Source organism: Paramylibacter ulvae (assembly GCF_014652655.1).
Taxonomy (GTDB): Bacteria; Pseudomonadota; Alphaproteobacteria; order Rhodobacterales; family Rhodobacteraceae; genus Amylibacter; species Amylibacter ulvae.
In genome coordinates, this window is the sequence record NZ_BMZF01000006.1 from 103,682 (window position 1) to 120,310 (window position 16,629).

Here is a 16,629-nt window from a genome sequence, read left to right on the forward strand (position 1 = left end):
CATGCGCATGCAGGCCAATTCACGAAGCTTAAAATTTGTTTTACGTGACAGGAATCGATTTCTGTGGTGAACTTGGGTTGTGACAATTCAAAAAATGGAGGTGCCTATGACTATGAGTTCACACATTTCAGAGCTCAAAAAGAAGCATGAAAAGCTTTCTCAGAAAATCGAACTTATCCAACAAAAGCCGAGTACGGATGTGTTGGAGGTAAGTAGCCTCAAAAAACAAAAACTTCAGCTAAAAGAAGAAATCGAGCGTTTGTCAGCTTAGATTTCAATAGGGCGTTCAAATTAACTGAACGCCCGATATTTCGATATATTTTGATGCTGGCCGAAACTATCCAGCCGCCGAATACATTGACGAAGTCCATTCAGGAACAATTTGCGGTTTGCCAAGGTGAAAACCTTGCAGACAATCAATGCCGACCTTTTGCAAAAAGGCCATTTCTTCTGCAGTTTCTACATGTTCCGCCACGGTGAACATATCAAATTGTTGCGCAATTGCGATCAGGGCGGTCGTTAATACTTGGTTATCGGCATCTTGGTGAATATTTTTAATAAACTGGCCGTCAATTTTCACGATATCAAATTGAAACTCCTTAAAAAAACGAAATGCGGTATAGCCCGCACCAAAATCATCCAGTGCAAAGGAGACGCCACGTTTATGCAAATCGGCCATAAACACGCAGACAATATCTGGCATAAGCATTGCAGAGGATTCGGTGATTTCCAAAATCAACCGCTCTGCGATTGTGGGGTCTTGTGCGAACCCTTGGTTGATAATTTCGTTCCAGCGTGGATAACCAATACTGCGCGCGGACATATTAATGGCGAGTCGCAGGCTTGGTTCTGATGCAAGCGCGGCCAAGCCAAGTTCCAGTGCTTGGCAATCCAATATCCGGCCGAGTTCCGAGGTTTCGACCGCAGGCATGAAATCCTTGGCTGGGATAACTTCTTGGGTTTCATCGATCACTCGAATTAGCCCTTCGTAATAAGCTGCCTTTTCAGGGTGCTTTGCGTGTAAAATCGGCTGATAGGCGAGCAAAACATTTTTATTTTGAAACGCGCGACGTACGGTTTCAACAACCGGTTCTTCGCGTTTATTAACCACATATTCAAATGGGTTTTCGGGACGTTTTGGTATTTTATAAGTTTGCGAAACCATTACCCCAACCTTTCTGACAGAATTGATGCTAACATTCGCCATAATCACTAATTGAAAGTTAATTGTTCACATTTTGTTCTAATTTGATTAAACTTGGAACAATACGCCTAAGCCATTTAACTGTAAGGGAAAAACCATGAATGATCGCTGTGAATGGTGCGGAACAGATCCAATTTATATTAAATACCACGATGAAGAATGGGGCGTTCCCGAATATGATGGCCGTGCCTTGTGGGAAAAATTGGTTCTGGACGGGTTTCAGGCGGGATTAAGTTGGATAACGATTCTTAAAAAGCGCGATGCATTTCGCGATGCGTTTCATGGATTTGACCCACACAAAGTTGCCGAATTTAACGAAGATAACATTCAGCATTTGTTGTGAAATGCTGGTATCATTCGCCATCGCGGCAAGATAGAAGCGGCGATCAAGGGTGCGCGTGCTTGGCAAACCATTGAGGCCGATATCGGGTTTAGCGACTATTTATGGGGTTTTGTCGATGGCGCACCGATTCAAAATCAATTCGATTTACGCGAACAGGTTCCAACACAATCCCCGCTGTCGGTGACCATTTCAAAAGATCTTAAAAAAAGAGGCTTCAATTTTTGCGGCCCGACAATTGTTTATGCGTTTATGGAGGCATGTGGATTGGTGAACGATCATCAAACAACTTGCCCGCGCCACACAGACGTGCAGAAATTGATGCGATAACGACCAACAAGGAAAAGCAATGTCCCAAAAATCGATTAGCAGATTTCCAGTGCCAGAAATCAAAGACATGCCAGATGACATCAAACAACGTGTTCTGGCGGTGCAAGAAAAGGCGGGATTTGTTCCCAATGTATTTTTGGCACTTGCGCATCGCCCCGATGAATTCCGCGCCTTTTTTGCGTATCACGATGCCTTAATGGAAAAAGACAGCGGTCTGTCACAGGCAGAACGGGAAATGATTATTGTGGCCACATCAAACGTAAACGGTTGTTTATATTGCGTGGTCGCACATGGTGCAGTTTTGCGTATCCGTGCGAAAAACGCTTTGATTGCGGATCAGGTCGCCGTGAATTATCGCAAAGCGGATATTTCGCCGCGCGAACATGCGATGCTGGATTTCGCGATGAAAGTTTGCAACAATAGCGCAGAAGTGAGCGATAAGGACTATAAGACGTTAGGCGAACACGGGTTTAGCAAAGAAGACGTTTGGGACATCGCCGCCATCACCGCATTTTTTGGACTGTCTAATCGAATGGTAAACACCATCGCGATGCGTCCGAATGATGAATTTTTTGGAATGGCACGCGAATTCTAATCAAATAGCGGAGGAAGTGATGACGGATCAAAGCGGTTTAATCTGGTGGACAGAACTTAACACTTGGGACGCGGATAAGGCGTTGGATTATTATGGTTCTGTGATGGGCTGGACGTTCGAGAAAACGCAAAATGCAGGTGGCGAAGATGCGCGCCCATATTATATCGCAAAACGAGGCGACCAACCTGTTGCGGGGATATTTACACTGGTCAGCCCAGATTTTGACGGCGTTCCAGATCATTGGTTCACCTATCTGTCGGTCGCAGATATTGATGCAACATTGGTCAATGCGGTGGATCGGGGCGGTAAAATATACAGGCCAGCGTTTGAAATACCTGGTTTTGGACGTATGGCGGTTGTAGCCGATGTGAATGGCGCTGTTGCGGGTTATATTCAACCTGCGACTTGACGGTTTTTACAGGCCTGGTTTCCCTTTTGCTTCTGGATTGCGTTCAACATATTTGCGTTTGATGATACGTGATGTATCGCGCGATCCGTCATGGCTCCAACCAGGTGGGGCGAATGCATATCGAAAACGATCAGACATGGAAATGTTGGGTTGGGTGATATCTTTGAATATACCAATCCATTCGTGAAATGCGGCGCGAATGGGGTTGAATGTGCCAAGGTTTACAACCAGCCCGTAGTCAACCTTTTCACCCTCGGGGACAAATGTGCCAAACATTTTATCCCAAATAATTAACACCCCTGCGTAGTTCGCATCCAAATACTGTGCATTGCGCCCGTGGTGTACGCGGTGATGCGACGGGGTGTTCATTACCGCCTCAAACCAGCGGGGCATTTTTGTGATGGCTTCTGTGTGGATCCAAAATTGATAAATCAAGTTAATGCCGCCGACAAACAGAACCATCGCAGGGTGAAAGCCGAGCAATAACAATGGCACGGAAACAATCATCAACCCCGTAAATTCACCTGTCCACGTTTGACGCAGAGCTGTGGTTAAATTGTAATGTTGTGACGAATGATGCACCACATGGCTCGCCCATGCCCAACGGATTGTATGACCAAACCGATGCACCCAATAGTAACGAAGATCATCGAGCAAAAAGCAGATAAAAATAATCGGTATTGATGTGCCAAGATCGAAAAAACGGAATTGCCAAACCCAGTTGTAAAATCCCCATGCAACAAACCCAAGTAAGATACCAGTGACCACATTGCCCGCACCCAATAAAACGGATGTCATGGCATCGCGTGTTTCATATCGGCCGCCACGACGTTTGATCGTGATCCATGTCAATTCCAGCACGATCGCGAGAATGAAAAATGGTACGGCCAATTGCACGGTGTCTGGGAATGTTAGGTTGTCCATGATGGCTCCTTCGCTGCGAGGATCGCGATCCAGTGTGACTGATTTTGTTCGGTATTCAAATCGACTTTGATGCGCGGGGCGGTGAAATCATTGAGCTTGATTGAAATGCCAGATTGGCGATTTTTTGTTTCAATTGGCAGCGCAATTATTCGGCTGGCAGTGTCAAAGCCCATGACCCAAATCAGACCGATTCCTGCATCAGTTTTTACCAGTGCCTGATGTCCGCTGTCCGAAATTTCTACACGTTCCACTGATGTTTCGGGATGCTCGCGGTGCCAGCGATCAATCACTTGATCGGCATTGGTAAAAACCATGCGCTTACTGTTGCCCAAAAGGTGCAGCAAAATACCGATGCTGATAATGCCGATCAAAACCATCGGCCCCAAGATATGAAGTGGCACGCGTTCCTCCCTAGCAGCCACAATTAAGATGGCGCAGGTTGGGTGGCGCTGTCAATTCGGCGCGCCTATGCCGTGGCGTCACACGGCATCTATCCATGTGCCATTGTCGATGCCGTCAATTGTCCAATTTCCGATCTGATAGCGGACCAAGCGTAATGTCGGCAAACCAACGGCGGCTGTCATGCGGCGCACCTGGCGATTGCGTCCTTCGGTGATTGTTATTTCCAGCCAACAATCGGGTACGGTTTTGCGAAACCGCACGGGTGGGGTGCGTTCCCAGACCGCTGGTGGTTCCATACGTGAAACCTTGGCGGGGGCTGTCATTCCGTCTTTGAGCTCCACACCGTTTTGCAAAGCGTTCAGTGCGTCGTCGGTTGCCACTCCTTCAACTTGAACCCAATATGTTTTTGGCATTTTGTTTTTCGGATCGGCAATGCGGTGTTGGAGCTTGCCATTGTCGGTCAAAACCAACAAACCTTCGCTGTCTTTATCAAGCCGCCCCGCCGCATATACATTTGGCACATCAATGAATTCCGACAGGGTTTTGTGATTGCTGCCTGCCGTTCCTGCGTCAGTGAACTGTGATAAAACACCGAATGGTTTATTGAATAAAATTGTCCGCGTCATGGCTGTGAAATTTTGCGCAACAACGTCAACATGTCTGGGGCGTCCCAAATGGCCTCGCCCTTGGTACGAGCGATTTCTTGCCCCTCAGGATTAATAATAACTGTCACGGGCAGTCCGCGAACTCCCATCTCTTTGGCGAATTTCATATCAGGATCACGGTATTTGGGCAGATTGGTCAGGTTTTCACGTTCGAAAAAACGCTCGATCATGGGCAATGGATTGCGCCCTGCGGCGACTGTGACAACCTGAAATGTCTCGCTCCCCATCGTGGCTTGCAATGTGTCCAAGGATGGCATTTCGGCCACACATGGTGCGCACCATGTGGCCCAAAAATTCAAAACGATGGTTTGACCATGGAATTGCGACAGATCAATTTGCGACCCATCTGCATTGATAAATGCGGCGGTGGTAACGGGTTTTGGCGCATTATGGATTATAAAATGCACAGCATCGGCGGGAATCATTGCACGAATGTCCGTCAGTTCTGCATTTTGCCCAAAGCTGGGATTTGCACCAGCCAGCATTGCAGTATAAAGCATGCCAGCAACTATTGATTTACCAAGGGTCATTTTTGGCCTTTCTTCAGCGAGCAGTATCTATGTCGGACAAAAAAACATCAAATGCAATGTGGGGCGGGCGGTTTGCCGCGGGGCCAGACGCAATCATGGAAGCAATCAATGCATCTATCAGCTTTGATAAACGCATGGCCGCCCAAGATATCGCTGGTTCACGCGCTCACGCTGCGATGTTAGCCAAACAAGATATCATTACTGATAAGGATGCGGAAACAATTCGGGAAGGGCTGCTCACCGTTTTGTCAGAAATCGAGAGCGGAACGTTTGAATATTCAACAGCACTCGAAGACATTCACATGAATGTCGAAGCACGATTGAAAGAAATCATCGGCGAACCCGCAGGGCGCTTGCACACAGGGCGTTCGCGCAATGATCAGGTTGCGACGGATTTCAAACTGTGGACGCGCGATCAATTTGATGCTGCAATCAGCGGGCTTACTGCATTGATGGCGGCATTGCTTGAACAAGCGGAGCAAGGTGCCGATTTATGTATGCCCGGGTTTACGCATTTACAGGTCGCACAGCCTGTCACATGGGGGCATCATATGATGGCCTATGTCGAAATGTTTGCACGTGACCGTTCACGTTTTAACGATGCACGTGCGCGTATGAACGAAAGCCCACTTGGCGCAGCAGCGCTCGCAGGTACGGGTTTTCCGATTGATCGCGATATGACCGCGGCGGCACTCGGGTTCGACCGCCCATCCGCGAACAGCTTGGATGCCGTATCTGATCGTGACTTTGCCTTGGAATTTTTAAGCGCCGCATCAATTTGCGCCACACACCTGAGCCGTTTTGCCGAAGAATTGGTAATCTGGTCATCGGCACAGTTCAAATTTGTGACCATATCGGATCGGTTCAGCACGGGTTCATCCATTATGCCGCAAAAGAAAAACCCTGATGCGGCGGAATTGATTCGCGCAAAAGTTGGCCGTATCAACGGTTCGTTGGTCGGTTTGCTGACAGTGATGAAAGGTTTGCCGCTGGCCTATTCCAAAGACATGCAAGAAGACAAAGAACAGGTGTTCGATGCCGCAGACAGCCTGATGTTAGCACTTGCTGCGATGACGGGCATGGTGGGGGATATGAAACCAAACGCACCACAGCTCGAAGCCGCCGCCGCAACTGGATTTTCTACGGCGACAGATTTGGCCGATTGGTTGGTACGTGAATTGGGTATGCCATTTCGTGATGCGCACCATGTTACGGGCGCATTAGTGGCGATGGCCGAAACAAACGGCGTTGATTTGCCAGAATTAACATTGGAACAAATGCAAACAGCATGCGCCGATATTAATGAAAATGTTTTTGAAGTGTTAACGGTGCAAAAGTCAGTTGCCTCGCGGATCAGTTACGGCGGCACTGCCCCCGCAAATGTGCGCGCACAGGTGAAACGCTGGAAGGCGGAATTGGAATGAAAACATTGTTGATTTTGATACTTGCCGCAGCCGCGTTAACCGCATGTGGAATCAAAAATGATCCACTGCCCGTCGAAGCATACGAAATTTAGGCCATCCAACTCAAAGACCAAAGGATAAATCATGGATCATTTTCTTTACCGTGATGGCGTTTTGCACGCCGAAGACGTTGCGATTACAGAAATCGCGGCCAAGGTTGGCACGCCATTTTACGTTTATTCGACGGCGACTCTGACGCGTCATTTTCAGGTATTTGATGATGCGCTTAAGGGGATGGATCATCTGATCTGTTACGCGATGAAGGCCAATTCAAACATTGCAGTTTTAAAAACGCTGGGCGATTTGGGCGCGGGTATGGATGTGGTATCGGGTGGAGAATATATGCGCGCCAAGGCCGCAGGTGTACCGGGTGATCGTATCGTTTTTTCGGGCGTTGGAAAAACAGCGGATGAAATGAAACTGGCTCTGACGGGTGGCATTCGGCAATTCAACGTGGAATCCGAACCTGAATTGGATCGCCTGAACGAAGTGGCAATGTCGCTTGGGCTGGTTGCTCCAATAACGGTGCGTGTAAACCCAGATGTTGATGCTAAAACCCATGCGAAAATCGCAACGGGCAAATCCGAAAACAAGTTTGGCATTCCCATTCGCCAAGCGCGCGATGTTTATGCCAAGGCTGCCAAAATGGATGGTATTGAAATCGTTGGCATTGATGTGCACATCGGAAGTCAGCTCACCGATTTGGAGCCGTTCCGTCAGGCATATTTAAAGGTTCGCGATTTGACAGAGCAACTTCGCGCCGATGGACATAACATCCGCCGTCTTGATCTGGGCGGGGGGCTTGGCATTCCGTACGAACGTTCAAACAGTGCACCACCACTTCCCGTTGATTACGGACAAGTTATTCGTGAAACCGTTGGCGATCTGGGGTGTGAAATCGAAATTGAACCGGGGCGTTTATTGGCAGGAAATGCGGGGCTGTTGGTCAGTTCTGTTATATACAATAAAAATGGCGATGGACGTGATTTTTTGATTATTGATGCGGCCATGAATGATTTGATCCGCCCCGCAATGTACGAGGCTTATCACGATATTATCCCTGTGATCGAACCTGCTGTTGCTGCTGGTTCCAATCCGATTGATATCGTTGGTCCCGTTTGTGAAACGGGTGATACGTTTGCAAAACAACGTGACATGCCAGCGGTTGCAGATGGTGAAATGGTCGCCTTTCGGTCCGCTGGTGCGTATGGTGCCGTTATGTCATCGGAATATAACACCCGCCCCATGATCCCAGAGGTTTTGGTAAAGGGTGATCAATTTGCGGTTATTCGCGCACGTCCAAGCTTTGAAGAAATGATAAAACGCGATACAGTACCAGAATGGGTGTAGCATTCTGCGCCCAATTCAAAGGCGCAAAATGGACACAGACGACCAAACAGCCCAAGAAATAGCAACGCGTGCAGTCAAAAAACTGCGCCGCAAAATCGCGATTTCGCGCGGCGTTTTGGCATGTGAGCGATTCATCGCTTCATTTTGGCCCGTGGCAATATTGTTTTTGCTGGCCTTTACGTTGATGTATCTGGGCGTATTTTCAATATTGCCGACGTATGTATTTTTGGCGTTATGTCTAATCGTCGCGATTGTTCTGGTTGTTTTCATCCGAAACCCGAAGCGAAAATTTGCATGGCCATCCGAACAGGCCGCGATCAACCGTTTGGATATTGGATTAAATGGCCGCCCGATTGCAGGTTTGCATGATCGCATCGCACTTGGGCAAGGTGACCCAGCGGCGGAATATCTCTGGGCGTTAAATCTACAGCGTTTGGCAGATAGGGCAAAAACCGCAACAATATCGGTGCCTGAAATCAGATTGGCTGGACAGGATAAATGGGCCACGCGTTTGGTGGTGTTATTGCTATTTGCTGTTTCGATTTTGTTTGTACGCGGTGATGCTGGGCGCAATTTGTTGGGTGGCATCGTACCATCGGCCCAGAGCATTGCATCGGGTCCAAGCTTTGAAGCATGGGCAGAACCACCATCATATACGGGTTTGCCAACAATATATTTAAATGATGTTCCCCAAGACACGACATTAAAATTGCCCCAAGACAGCCAAATCACGCTGCGCATCTATGGGTTTGATGGGCGTGCAACCTTGCGGGAAACAATCAGCGAAAATATAAATGCGCCGTTACCCGAAGAACCACAGGATGTGCTTGAACACACATTAATTGTAAAATCTTCTGGTACATTTGAGGTCGCGACAAAATTGTTTGAAGATCGCACGTGGCAGATTGAAATGACACCTGATCGTGCGCCAAAAATTGCATTTGGCGAAGATATTTCGCGCAGTATTCAGGGTGAAATGGAAATACCTTTTGTCGCCACGGATGATTACGGTGTGACGGGTGGTACGTTATCCGTTAGCCTAAACCTTGATGCGATTGATCGCAAATATGGGTTGGCGCGTGAACCAGAAGCGCAGACACCACTGGAAATTGAAATTCCAATGCCCTTTGCGGCTGATCTAACAAATGTCGATGATATATTGGTCGACAATCAAGCCAAGCACCCATGGGCAAGTTTACCGTCGATTTTGCAACTTCGTGCGACAGATACGATTGGCAACGTCGGTCAATCCGATGTGTTGGAAACCAATCTGCCGGGCAAGCGATTTTTTGATACCTTGGCCGCAGGCATCGTCGATGTGCGCCGAGAGTTGTTGTGGAATCGCGAAAATATCGATCGTGCAGTTTATGTCATCAAGGCAATCACGCATCGCCCTGATGGGCTTTTCCCAGATGAAAAAGCGTATCTCATGGTGCGCACTGCGTTGCGCCGTATGGAATATAACCATGAAACAATGAACGATGAAGCCTTGGCAGAGGTTACAGATTTATTGTGGAACGCAGCGCTTTTGATCGAAGATGGCGATCTGGATGACGCCAAAGATCGGCTTCGCCGCGCACAAGAGCGCCTGCAAGAGGCGATGGAAAATGGCGCAACGGATGAGGAAATCGAAGAGCTAATGCAAGAGCTGCGCGATGCCACGGAAAACTATTTAGCTCAGTTAGAGCGCCGCCAAGGGGACGAACAACAGCAATCCAACAACCAAGGTGAAACCATATCCCAAGATCAAATCCAACAGATGATGGATGAAATCCAAGAGTTGATGGAACAGGGACGTATGGAAGAAGCGCAGGCATTGATGGAACAGTTGCAAAAACTGTTGGAAGAAATGCGTTACGTTGAAATGCAACCTGGATCAGGTGGTGAAAATTCCGAAGATTTGCAACAAACTCTACGTGATCAACAAGAATTAGCGGACGATACGTTCCAAGAATTGCAAGAAGAGTTTGATCGTCAACGCCAACAGCAAAATGGTCAAGACGATCAGCAAGGTCAACCGCAACAAGGTAACCAGCAAGGCCAGCAGGGGCAACAACAGGGCGGCCAACAAGGCCAACAGCAAGGGCAGGGTGAACAACAAGGCCAGCAGCAAGGTCAAGGTCAGCAGGGCAACCAACAAGGCCAGCAACAGGGTCAAAATGGTGGGTCGCAAAATGACCAACGCGGTGGCCAAGGCGACAGCGGATTGGCCGAACGTCAAGAAGCATTGCGCCGCATGCTACGCGGCCAACGTGGTGGTGTTCCAAATGATGGATCAGAGGCTGGACAAGCCGCGCGTGATGCATTGGAGCAAGCTGAGCGCGAAATGGATCGCGCGCGCGAAAACCTGGAAAACGGCGATGTGGCAGGCGCATTGGACAATCAATCGGACGCAATGGATTCCATGCGCGAGGGAATGCGCCAAATGAATGAACAATCGCGCCAAGCGCAACAAGGTCAGCAACAGGGTGGTGAAGGCCAAGCCGAGGGCGAAGGCCAAGGGCAAAACCCAAATGGGCGCGCCACCGCGCTGGATCCATTGGGACGCTCTCAAGGTGGGATGTTTAACGATACGCTCACGCCAAACGGGCTTGGCGAAGAAAATGCCAAGCGCCAAAACGAAGTGCTGGACGAAATTAAGCGCCGTTCTAATGAGCGCACACGCCCAGAATTAGAGCTGGATTATCTAAAACGATTGCTTGATCGGTTTTAGATTAATTTCCAGTTATCGCTTTCCAAGTGTTGCTCGCAAAATTGCTTAGGCTTGGTTCACCACCTTCGGTGTAAAGATTTTGCACATGCATACGCCCAGTATCCACAAATGCAGTATAGCTGTTCACCGTTGCTTCTGTTGCGGGAATTGTTTTGCTAACGCTTGGGGCCATAATATAAAGTAGGGTCGCCAACACCACGGCGATGCATGCTGCGTAAAATCCATTCCAAAATGCACCACCTGTGTCGGCTGTTTTATTTTCGCCATCCAAATCGATTTTTTCGTTTGCGGCGTCAGTTTCAATTTTTACAGCTTCGGCTTGATCAGCGCCAAGACGGATTTCACCTTCGATTTCATCCACATCACGAAACGCAGTTTTGCCTTTCTTGGGGGCGACATCATTTTCAGGTGCGATATTTAAATCTTGGTCAGGTGTCGTTTCAATCGCGGGTGCTGCGGGCGCATTTACAACGGCATCCTGTGCCGTGACTTGATCGGCCATCGCGTCAGCGTCGATTTGTGCATCTTGCGCGGCTTGATATGCGCTTTCTGCTGGCGTGCGCTCGATTGTCTTTTCCGCACTTTTTAATCGCTCGATAAAGCTTGCAACATCAACAGTTTTCTTGGCACCAGCTGCAACAGCAGCCGTTGAAACAAAACTGGGGAGATCGCTTTCAGTTTCTTCCGACGCATCAGGAGATTGTGCATCCAGCGTGTCATCATCATCGCTGTTGAGCGTGACGTCTGGTTCATCAATTTCAGGTGTTGCATCAAACGTTGATACAGAATTATCGCCGCCGATTGTTGGATCTTCTGGTGTTTCGGTATTGGAAATCCGATCAAACATGCGCGAAATTGCGTCATCTTCTTGATCTATATCATCCGAGACAGACGGCTCAGTGTCAGAGATATCATCGCTGGGTTCACCTGTGAGCACATCATTAACGAGGTCAACGGGCGTATCTTCTTCAATAATGTCGGGTTCGGTGTCCGCAACGCGCACTTGGGGTGTGTCGTCAATGTCGTCGTTCGCGTCGGGTTCGTCCAATTCAGGAAGTTCAAACGAAATGTCTGATGATTTTGGTGTATCAGCGCCTGTTTGATCCGCAGCATAGGCTGCTTCGTTACGCAACACTTCCAATACAGAACTACTTGCGCTTGGGGCTGCGGGCTCTTCTACGGCATCAGGTGCTGGCGGAATTTGGGGTTCAGGTTCTGCATGCGTTTCCGGTTGCGATTGAACAGGCGCTTGGCGGTTCGCGCCAAAGACCGAACGAAATTCTGGCAATTTCTCGTCGGAATCAGGGAATTCATCTACCTGTGGTTGTTCGGCAGACTTGTCTTCATTGCGAATGAGGCTCTGAAAATGTTGCGTCTCAGGTGGGATTGGCTGATGTTGTGGCGCTAAATCGGGTTCGGGCTCTGGAATGTATTCAGGTGCCAAATTTGTTTCCACCTTGGAAACAGGATCAAGAAACAAAATTGGCTCTTGGAACCAGATGTGCGAACAATTCGCGCATTGCACATCGCGCCCGTTTTCAGGAATCGCTCCCTCGGCCACTTCGTATTGTGCTGTGCAGTTTGGACAAATCAGACGCATTACATCCCCCAGTATAGTCTATATCGCCCAAAGAATCAGGCATTTATTAATTTTGTAGACGTGGTATTCGGTTTTTCCAAGTAAATGATGGGTTATCAGTGTTTTATGTATAATACTGCGTTGCATAAGAATCGCAGCCAAAAAAACGAGGCGTGACGTGATCGAGCTGAAAAGAGCAGGTTTTTCCTACGGCGGTGGGGCAATATTAGCGGATGTTGATTTACATCTGACCAAGGGCAGTTTTCATTTTTTAACTGGACCATCGGGTTCAGGGAAATCAACATTGATGAAATTATGCTATCAGGCATTGTTTCCAAGTGCAGGCACGATCAAGGTGTTTGGCAAAGATGTCCGCGCCATGACCCATGACGATATCGCGATAATTCGCCGCCGTATTGGGGTTGTGCACCAAGATTGCCAATTTTTAGATCATCTGAGCCTTGCAGAAAATGTGCTGATGCCCAGTCAGGTATCTGGGCGTGACCTGAACGACGATTTGCAGAATATGAACCAATTGTTGAATTGGGTTGGGTTAACGAAACAAATTAACTCGCTACCGCCACAGTTGTCTGGTGGTGAACGCCAACGAGCGGCACTTGCGCGGGCGTTAATTCTGTCGCCTGATGTGATTTTAGCCGATGAACCCACAGGCAATGTTGATTGGGAAATGGGACAGAAATTGTTAAACTTGCTGATTGAATTAAACAAAATGGGCAAAACAATTTTGATTGCGACACATGATATGAATTTGATTCGCGTTGCAAAGCCGCAGGTTGCGGCGCGTGTATTGCGTATCCAAGATAAGCGTATTGTTGCGGGTGGAGCAGATTTATGAGTAAAATTTCGCAATATTGGCAAATTGCACAAGACACATTGTCTGGTGATCAGAATGCTGATCGTGTGGTTCCCCCATCAGGTTATACGGCGTCGTTGACGACCTTTGTGTCATTCGCCATGGCATTTTTGACGGTCTTTGCGCTGGCGTTATTTTTGGCCACGGGCCGGTTGGCGGATCGCTGGGCTACTGAACTGGCGGGCACATCAACTGTGCGCATTTCCGCACCGGCGGGACAGATGGATGCACAGGCAAAAACGGTTCTGGGTATTTTGGAAACCACACCAGGTATTGCCAGCGCGCGTTTGATGTCAGAAGACGAACAGCGTCGTTTGTTAACACCATGGTTTGGCGTGGATTTGCCCATGGATAATCTACCGATTCCAAGCCTTGTTGAAATCACAGAAGAGGGCGTTGGCCCTGATGTGAATGGATTACGTTTACGATTACAAGCAGAGGCACCAGGCGCAATTTTGGACGATCACACGCGTTGGCGTCGACCAATGGTCAAGGCGGCGCAACGCCTGCGCCTATTGGGTGGATTATCCATTGGTTTGATTGTTGGTTCGACAATTGCGATGATAACGTTGGCCGCACAGGCTGCGTTATCGGCAAACGGACAGGTGATCAGTGTGCTGCGCCTGATTGGTGCGCGCGATAATTATATCGCAAAGGCGTTCGTGCGCCGTTTCACTATTCGTGCATTTTTGGGTGGGCTGATCGGCAGTTTGATCGCGATGTTATTCATCTATTTCCTACCCGCAGTCGCAGAAGAAGGTGCGTTTCTTACGGGGCTTGGTTTTCAAGGTGTTCAATGGCTTCTGCCGCTGTTTATACCAGTGATAGCGGCAATAATCGCGTTTGTTTCCACGCGTTTTGCTGCGAATTCTAAATTACAAAGGACGGCATGATGGCTTACGTTTTCCAATATATACGATCGGTGATATTTGTCATTTTGATGTACGCTTGGATGCTCGTCTTGGGGATTATCGGCGCCATTCCTGCGGCGCTGTCGCGTGATTGGGCATATAAATTTATGCGATTTTATTGCGTATCCGTATTCTGGTTAGCGCGCGTGTTGTGTGGTTTGACATATGAAATCCGCGGTAAAGTGCCAACAGGTTCGGTGATCGTTGCGTCCAAACATCAATCATTTTTGGATGTGATGGTGAACTTCTACACCGTTGAACGCGGAAATTTTGTGATGAAAAAGGAACTGAAATGGGCGCCAATATTGGGGTTTTATGCAATGCGTATTGGTGTGGCACCGGTGAAACGCGGTGCGCGTTCCAAATCCATGAAAGAAATGGTGTCTGGCGTCGAAAAAGAGGCAGACACGCCATCGCAACTGATAATTTACCCACAAGGCACGCGTGTGCCACCTGGTAAATATCTTCCTTACAAGGTTGGCGCTGCGGTGTTGTGCCAACGTTTTGATCGCCCCTGCATTCCTGTTGCAACCAATGTCGGCGTGTTTTGGAATAAACGTGGGCTTTATCGTAAACCCGGTGTCGCGGTGTTTGAATATTTCGAACCACTGCAAAAAGGGTTGAGCGTTGAGGAGATGACCACAGAAATGGAACGCGTAATCGAAACCAATTCGAACCGATTAATGGCAGAGGCGGGTTTCGATGTCCCGCCTCAAGATGCGTCATGACGATTATTCAATCTGTTGACGAATTGGAAAAACTCTATGGCGAACCAAGCGAATTATCGCTGCGCAAAGTTGCCGACCATATCACCCCAGAATACAGCAAATGGATTGAAAGCAGCCCGTTTTGCGCGATATGTACGGTTGGCCGCGATGGTGCGGATGCGTCACCTCGCGGGGATATCGGACAAGTTGTTTTTGAATTGGATTCAAAAACGCTGGCACTGCCAGATCGACATGGCAACAATCGGTTGGATAGTTTGCGCAATATTGTAAATGACGGGCGGGTTGCGTTGATGATGATGACGCCTAAATCCACGATCGTTACCCGCGTGAATGGGCGCGGCGAAATTTCGATTGATCCTGAATTGTTGGAACGTTTCGTGGTCAAAGGAAAGCAACCAAAATCCGTCATTTTGATTCACGTCGAAGAGGTGTATTTTCAATGTTCCCGCGCGGTGATGCGTGCAGGTCTTTGGAAACATGAACAGTGGCCAGATATTGAAAACCTACCGACCATGGGGCAAATTTTGGCGGCGCAATCTGACAATGAAATCGATGGCGATGCGGTTGACAAAGCATGGCCTGAACGCGCCAAGAAGGGCTTGTGGTAATTAAGCCAGCGTTTTTGAACCAATGTCCAAGAATTTCTGGCGCCGCTCTTTGATCAACTGTTTTGGCTTTTTGCCTGATAGGTCTTTTAAGGATGCCGCGATGGCATCTTTTACGGCGACATATGTGTGTTCGCGGTCACGCTGCGCACCACCCAATGGTTCGGGGATTATCAAATCGGCAACACCAAGTTTTACCAAATCTTGCGCCGTTAGGCGTAATGCCTCAGCGGCTTCGCGCATTTTTTCTGCGTCTTTCCACAAAATTGATGCGCAGCCTTCTGGTGAAATCACGGAATAAACAGAATGTTCCAACATTAACAAACGATCTGCTGTGGCAAATGCGACCGCACCGCCCGAACCGCCTTCACCGATGATACATGAAATCAAAGGGACACCGATTTGCAAACATTTTTCGGTGCTGCGCGCAATCGCCTCTGATTGGCCGCGTTCCTCGGCACCACGGCCTGGAAATGCGCCGGGTGTATCCACCAACGTAACCACAGGCAGGCCAAAACGATCGGCCATGTCCATCAGGCGGATCGCTTTGCGGTAACCCTCTGGTCGGGCCATGCCAAAATTATGGTGGAGACGTGATGTTGTATCGTTGCCCTTTTCCTGACCCATCACAACAACAGGTTGATCATTGAAACGTGCTAAACCACCCATCACCGCGGTATCGTCACCAAAAACGCGATCACCTTGCAGCGGTGTGTATTCGGTGAACAGATTTTCGATGTAATCTTTGCAATGTGGGCGATCAGGGTGGCGTGCGACCTGACATTTACGCCATGGCGTCAGATTTTTATACAAATCAACAAGCATGGTTTGCGCTTTTTTGTCCAGCGCGCCAGCTTCCTTTTCGACATTCATTTCGTCTTCGCTTTGGCTGGCGATGGCGCGTAATTCGGCGGCTTTGCCTTCGATTTCTGCCAATGGTTTTTCGAATTCGAGATAGTTTTGCATCTGTTCGCCTTGTCTTTTTCAGCCACTGTTATGCCGTTGAA

Annotated in this window: 17 protein-coding genes and 1 pseudogene; 11 read left to right on the plus strand and 7 right to left on the minus strand. The window is 48.5% G+C overall.

Annotated features, from left to right (window positions below; translation table 11 throughout):
* Positions 1–106 precede the first annotated feature (106 nt).
* Positions 107–271 carry a YdcH family protein gene (locus IE094_RS11520; RefSeq protein ID WP_189640852.1) on the plus strand — a complete coding sequence of 55 codons (165 nt, stop codon included), beginning with the start codon at positions 107–109 and terminating at the stop codon, positions 269–271.
* Between the two features lie 66 nt (positions 272–337).
* Here IE094_RS11520 and IE094_RS11525 read toward each other — a convergent pair whose 3' ends face one another.
* The gene (locus IE094_RS11525; protein ID WP_189640853.1) at positions 338–1,165 is read right to left on the minus strand and encodes an EAL domain-containing protein; all 828 of its coding nucleotides are present in this window, start codon (positions 1,163–1,165) and stop codon (positions 338–340) included.
* A 136-nt stretch (positions 1,166–1,301) separates the two neighbouring features.
* On the opposite strand from IE094_RS11525, the pseudogene IE094_RS11530 reads away from it, so the two are divergent.
* From IE094_RS11530 to IE094_RS11540, 3 genes and pseudogenes are all read left to right on the plus strand, one after another.
* Positions 1,302–1,874, plus strand: a pseudogene (locus IE094_RS11530) (DNA-3-methyladenine glycosylase I).
* A 19-nt stretch (positions 1,875–1,893) separates the two neighbouring features.
* Positions 1,894–2,469, plus strand: coding sequence for a peroxidase-related enzyme (locus IE094_RS11535; RefSeq protein ID WP_189640854.1), 576 nt, complete (start codon positions 1,894–1,896; stop codon positions 2,467–2,469).
* A 19-nt stretch (positions 2,470–2,488) separates the two neighbouring features.
* The gene (locus IE094_RS11540; protein ID WP_189640855.1) at positions 2,489–2,878 is read left to right on the plus strand and encodes a VOC family protein; all 390 of its coding nucleotides are present in this window, start codon (positions 2,489–2,491) and stop codon (positions 2,876–2,878) included.
* Positions 2,879–2,884: 6 nt separating this feature from the next.
* On the opposite strand, the gene IE094_RS11545 is transcribed toward IE094_RS11540, so the two are convergent.
* From IE094_RS11545 to IE094_RS11560, 4 genes are all read right to left on the minus strand, one after another.
* A complete protein-coding gene (locus IE094_RS11545; protein ID WP_373295876.1) occupies positions 2,885–3,802 on the minus strand; it encodes a sterol desaturase family protein in 918 nt (305 codons plus the stop codon).
* Complete coding sequence (locus tag IE094_RS11550) at positions 3,790–4,203, minus strand: hypothetical protein (RefSeq protein ID WP_189640856.1); 414 nt, start codon at positions 4,201–4,203, stop codon at positions 3,790–3,792. The genes IE094_RS11545 and IE094_RS11550 overlap by 13 nt, the downstream gene beginning before the upstream one ends.
* Before the next feature lie 78 nt (positions 4,204–4,281).
* Entirely contained in the window at positions 4,282–4,830 is a 549-nt protein-coding gene (locus tag IE094_RS11555; protein WP_189640918.1) for an rRNA large subunit pseudouridine synthase E, read from the minus strand.
* Positions 4,827–5,399 (minus strand): TlpA family protein disulfide reductase, encoded by a 573-nt coding sequence (locus IE094_RS11560; RefSeq protein ID WP_189640857.1) that lies wholly within the window; start codon positions 5,397–5,399, stop codon positions 4,827–4,829. Before IE094_RS11560 ends, IE094_RS11555 begins: the two co-directional genes overlap by 4 nt.
* Before the next feature lie 29 nt (positions 5,400–5,428).
* Here IE094_RS11560 and argH point away from each other — a divergent pair, with 29 nt between their 5' ends.
* The 3 genes from argH (at position 5,429) to IE094_RS11575 (ending at position 10,925) form a co-directional block, all read left to right on the plus strand.
* Positions 5,429–6,823, plus strand: a complete 1,395-nt coding sequence (argH, locus tag IE094_RS11565) for an argininosuccinate lyase (RefSeq protein WP_189640858.1) — start codon at positions 5,429–5,431, stop codon at positions 6,821–6,823.
* 123 nt (positions 6,824–6,946) lie between these two features.
* Positions 6,947–8,212 (plus strand): diaminopimelate decarboxylase, encoded by a 1,266-nt coding sequence (gene lysA / locus IE094_RS11570; protein ID WP_189640859.1) that lies wholly within the window; start codon positions 6,947–6,949, stop codon positions 8,210–8,212.
* A gap of 28 nt (positions 8,213–8,240) precedes the next feature.
* Positions 8,241–10,925, plus strand: coding sequence for a DUF4175 domain-containing protein (locus IE094_RS11575; protein WP_189640860.1), 2,685 nt, complete (start codon positions 8,241–8,243; stop codon positions 10,923–10,925).
* Position 10,926: 1 nt separating this feature from the next.
* On the opposite strand, the gene IE094_RS11580 is transcribed toward IE094_RS11575, so the two are convergent.
* Positions 10,927–12,525, minus strand: a complete 1,599-nt coding sequence (locus tag IE094_RS11580; RefSeq protein ID WP_189640861.1) for a zinc-ribbon domain-containing protein — start codon at positions 12,523–12,525, stop codon at positions 10,927–10,929.
* A 157-nt stretch (positions 12,526–12,682) separates the two neighbouring features.
* Here IE094_RS11580 and IE094_RS11585 point away from each other — a divergent pair, with 157 nt between their 5' ends.
* Genes IE094_RS11585 through IE094_RS11600 form a run of 4 tightly spaced genes read left to right on the plus strand, consistent with a single transcriptional unit; the run spans position 12,683 to position 15,625 of the window.
* Positions 12,683–13,360, plus strand: coding sequence for a cell division ATP-binding protein FtsE (locus IE094_RS11585; protein ID WP_189640862.1), 678 nt, complete (start codon positions 12,683–12,685; stop codon positions 13,358–13,360).
* Complete coding sequence (locus IE094_RS11590; protein WP_189640863.1) at positions 13,357–14,271, plus strand: cell division protein FtsX; 915 nt, start codon at positions 13,357–13,359, stop codon at positions 14,269–14,271. The genes IE094_RS11585 and IE094_RS11590 overlap by 4 nt, the downstream gene beginning before the upstream one ends.
* On the plus strand, positions 14,268–15,017 hold the full coding sequence (locus IE094_RS11595; RefSeq protein WP_229802292.1) for a lysophospholipid acyltransferase family protein: 750 nt from the start codon (positions 14,268–14,270) through the stop codon (positions 15,015–15,017). Before IE094_RS11590 ends, IE094_RS11595 begins: the two co-directional genes overlap by 4 nt.
* A complete protein-coding gene (locus IE094_RS11600) occupies positions 15,014–15,625 on the plus strand; it encodes a pyridoxamine 5'-phosphate oxidase family protein (protein WP_189640865.1) in 612 nt (203 codons plus the stop codon). The genes IE094_RS11595 and IE094_RS11600 overlap by 4 nt, the downstream gene beginning before the upstream one ends.
* On the opposite strand, the gene IE094_RS11605 is transcribed toward IE094_RS11600, so the two are convergent.
* Entirely contained in the window at positions 15,626–16,588 is a 963-nt protein-coding gene (locus tag IE094_RS11605; protein ID WP_189640866.1) for an acetyl-CoA carboxylase carboxyltransferase subunit alpha, read from the minus strand.
* Between the last annotated feature and the right edge of the window lie 41 nt (positions 16,589–16,629).

Excerpts from the sequence above, each read along its gene's own strand:
- IE094_RS11580 (WP_189640861.1), bottom strand. The coding sequence starts at position 12,525 with ATGCGTCTGATTTGTCCAAACTGCACAGCACAATACGAAGTGGCCGAG.
- IE094_RS11555 (WP_189640918.1), bottom strand. The coding sequence starts at position 4,830 with ATGACGCGGACAATTTTATTCAATAAACCATTCGGTGTTTTATCACAG.
- argH (WP_189640858.1), top strand. The coding sequence starts at position 5,429 with ATGTCGGACAAAAAAACATCAAATGCAATGTGGGGCGGGCGGTTTGCC.
- IE094_RS11600 (WP_189640865.1), top strand. The coding sequence starts at position 15,014 with ATGACGATTATTCAATCTGTTGACGAATTGGAAAAACTCTATGGCGAA.
- lysA (WP_189640859.1), top strand. The coding sequence starts at position 6,947 with ATGGATCATTTTCTTTACCGTGATGGCGTTTTGCACGCCGAAGACGTT.
- IE094_RS11575 (WP_189640860.1), top strand. The coding sequence starts at position 8,241 with ATGGACACAGACGACCAAACAGCCCAAGAAATAGCAACGCGTGCAGTC.
- IE094_RS11540 (WP_189640855.1), top strand. The coding sequence starts at position 2,489 with ATGACGGATCAAAGCGGTTTAATCTGGTGGACAGAACTTAACACTTGG.
- IE094_RS11560 (WP_189640857.1), bottom strand. The coding sequence starts at position 5,399 with ATGACCCTTGGTAAATCAATAGTTGCTGGCATGCTTTATACTGCAATG.
- IE094_RS11605 (WP_189640866.1), bottom strand. The coding sequence starts at position 16,588 with ATGCAAAACTATCTCGAATTCGAAAAACCATTGGCAGAAATCGAAGGC.
- IE094_RS11520 (WP_189640852.1), top strand. The coding sequence starts at position 107 with ATGACTATGAGTTCACACATTTCAGAGCTCAAAAAGAAGCATGAAAAG.
- IE094_RS11590 (WP_189640863.1), top strand. The coding sequence starts at position 13,357 with ATGAGTAAAATTTCGCAATATTGGCAAATTGCACAAGACACATTGTCT.
- IE094_RS11535 (WP_189640854.1), top strand. The coding sequence starts at position 1,894 with ATGTCCCAAAAATCGATTAGCAGATTTCCAGTGCCAGAAATCAAAGAC.
- IE094_RS11525 (WP_189640853.1), bottom strand. The coding sequence starts at position 1,165 with ATGGTTTCGCAAACTTATAAAATACCAAAACGTCCCGAAAACCCATTT.
- IE094_RS11595 (WP_229802292.1), top strand. The coding sequence starts at position 14,268 with ATGATGGCTTACGTTTTCCAATATATACGATCGGTGATATTTGTCATT.
- IE094_RS11545 (WP_373295876.1), bottom strand. The coding sequence starts at position 3,802 with ATGGACAACCTAACATTCCCAGACACCGTGCAATTGGCCGTACCATTT.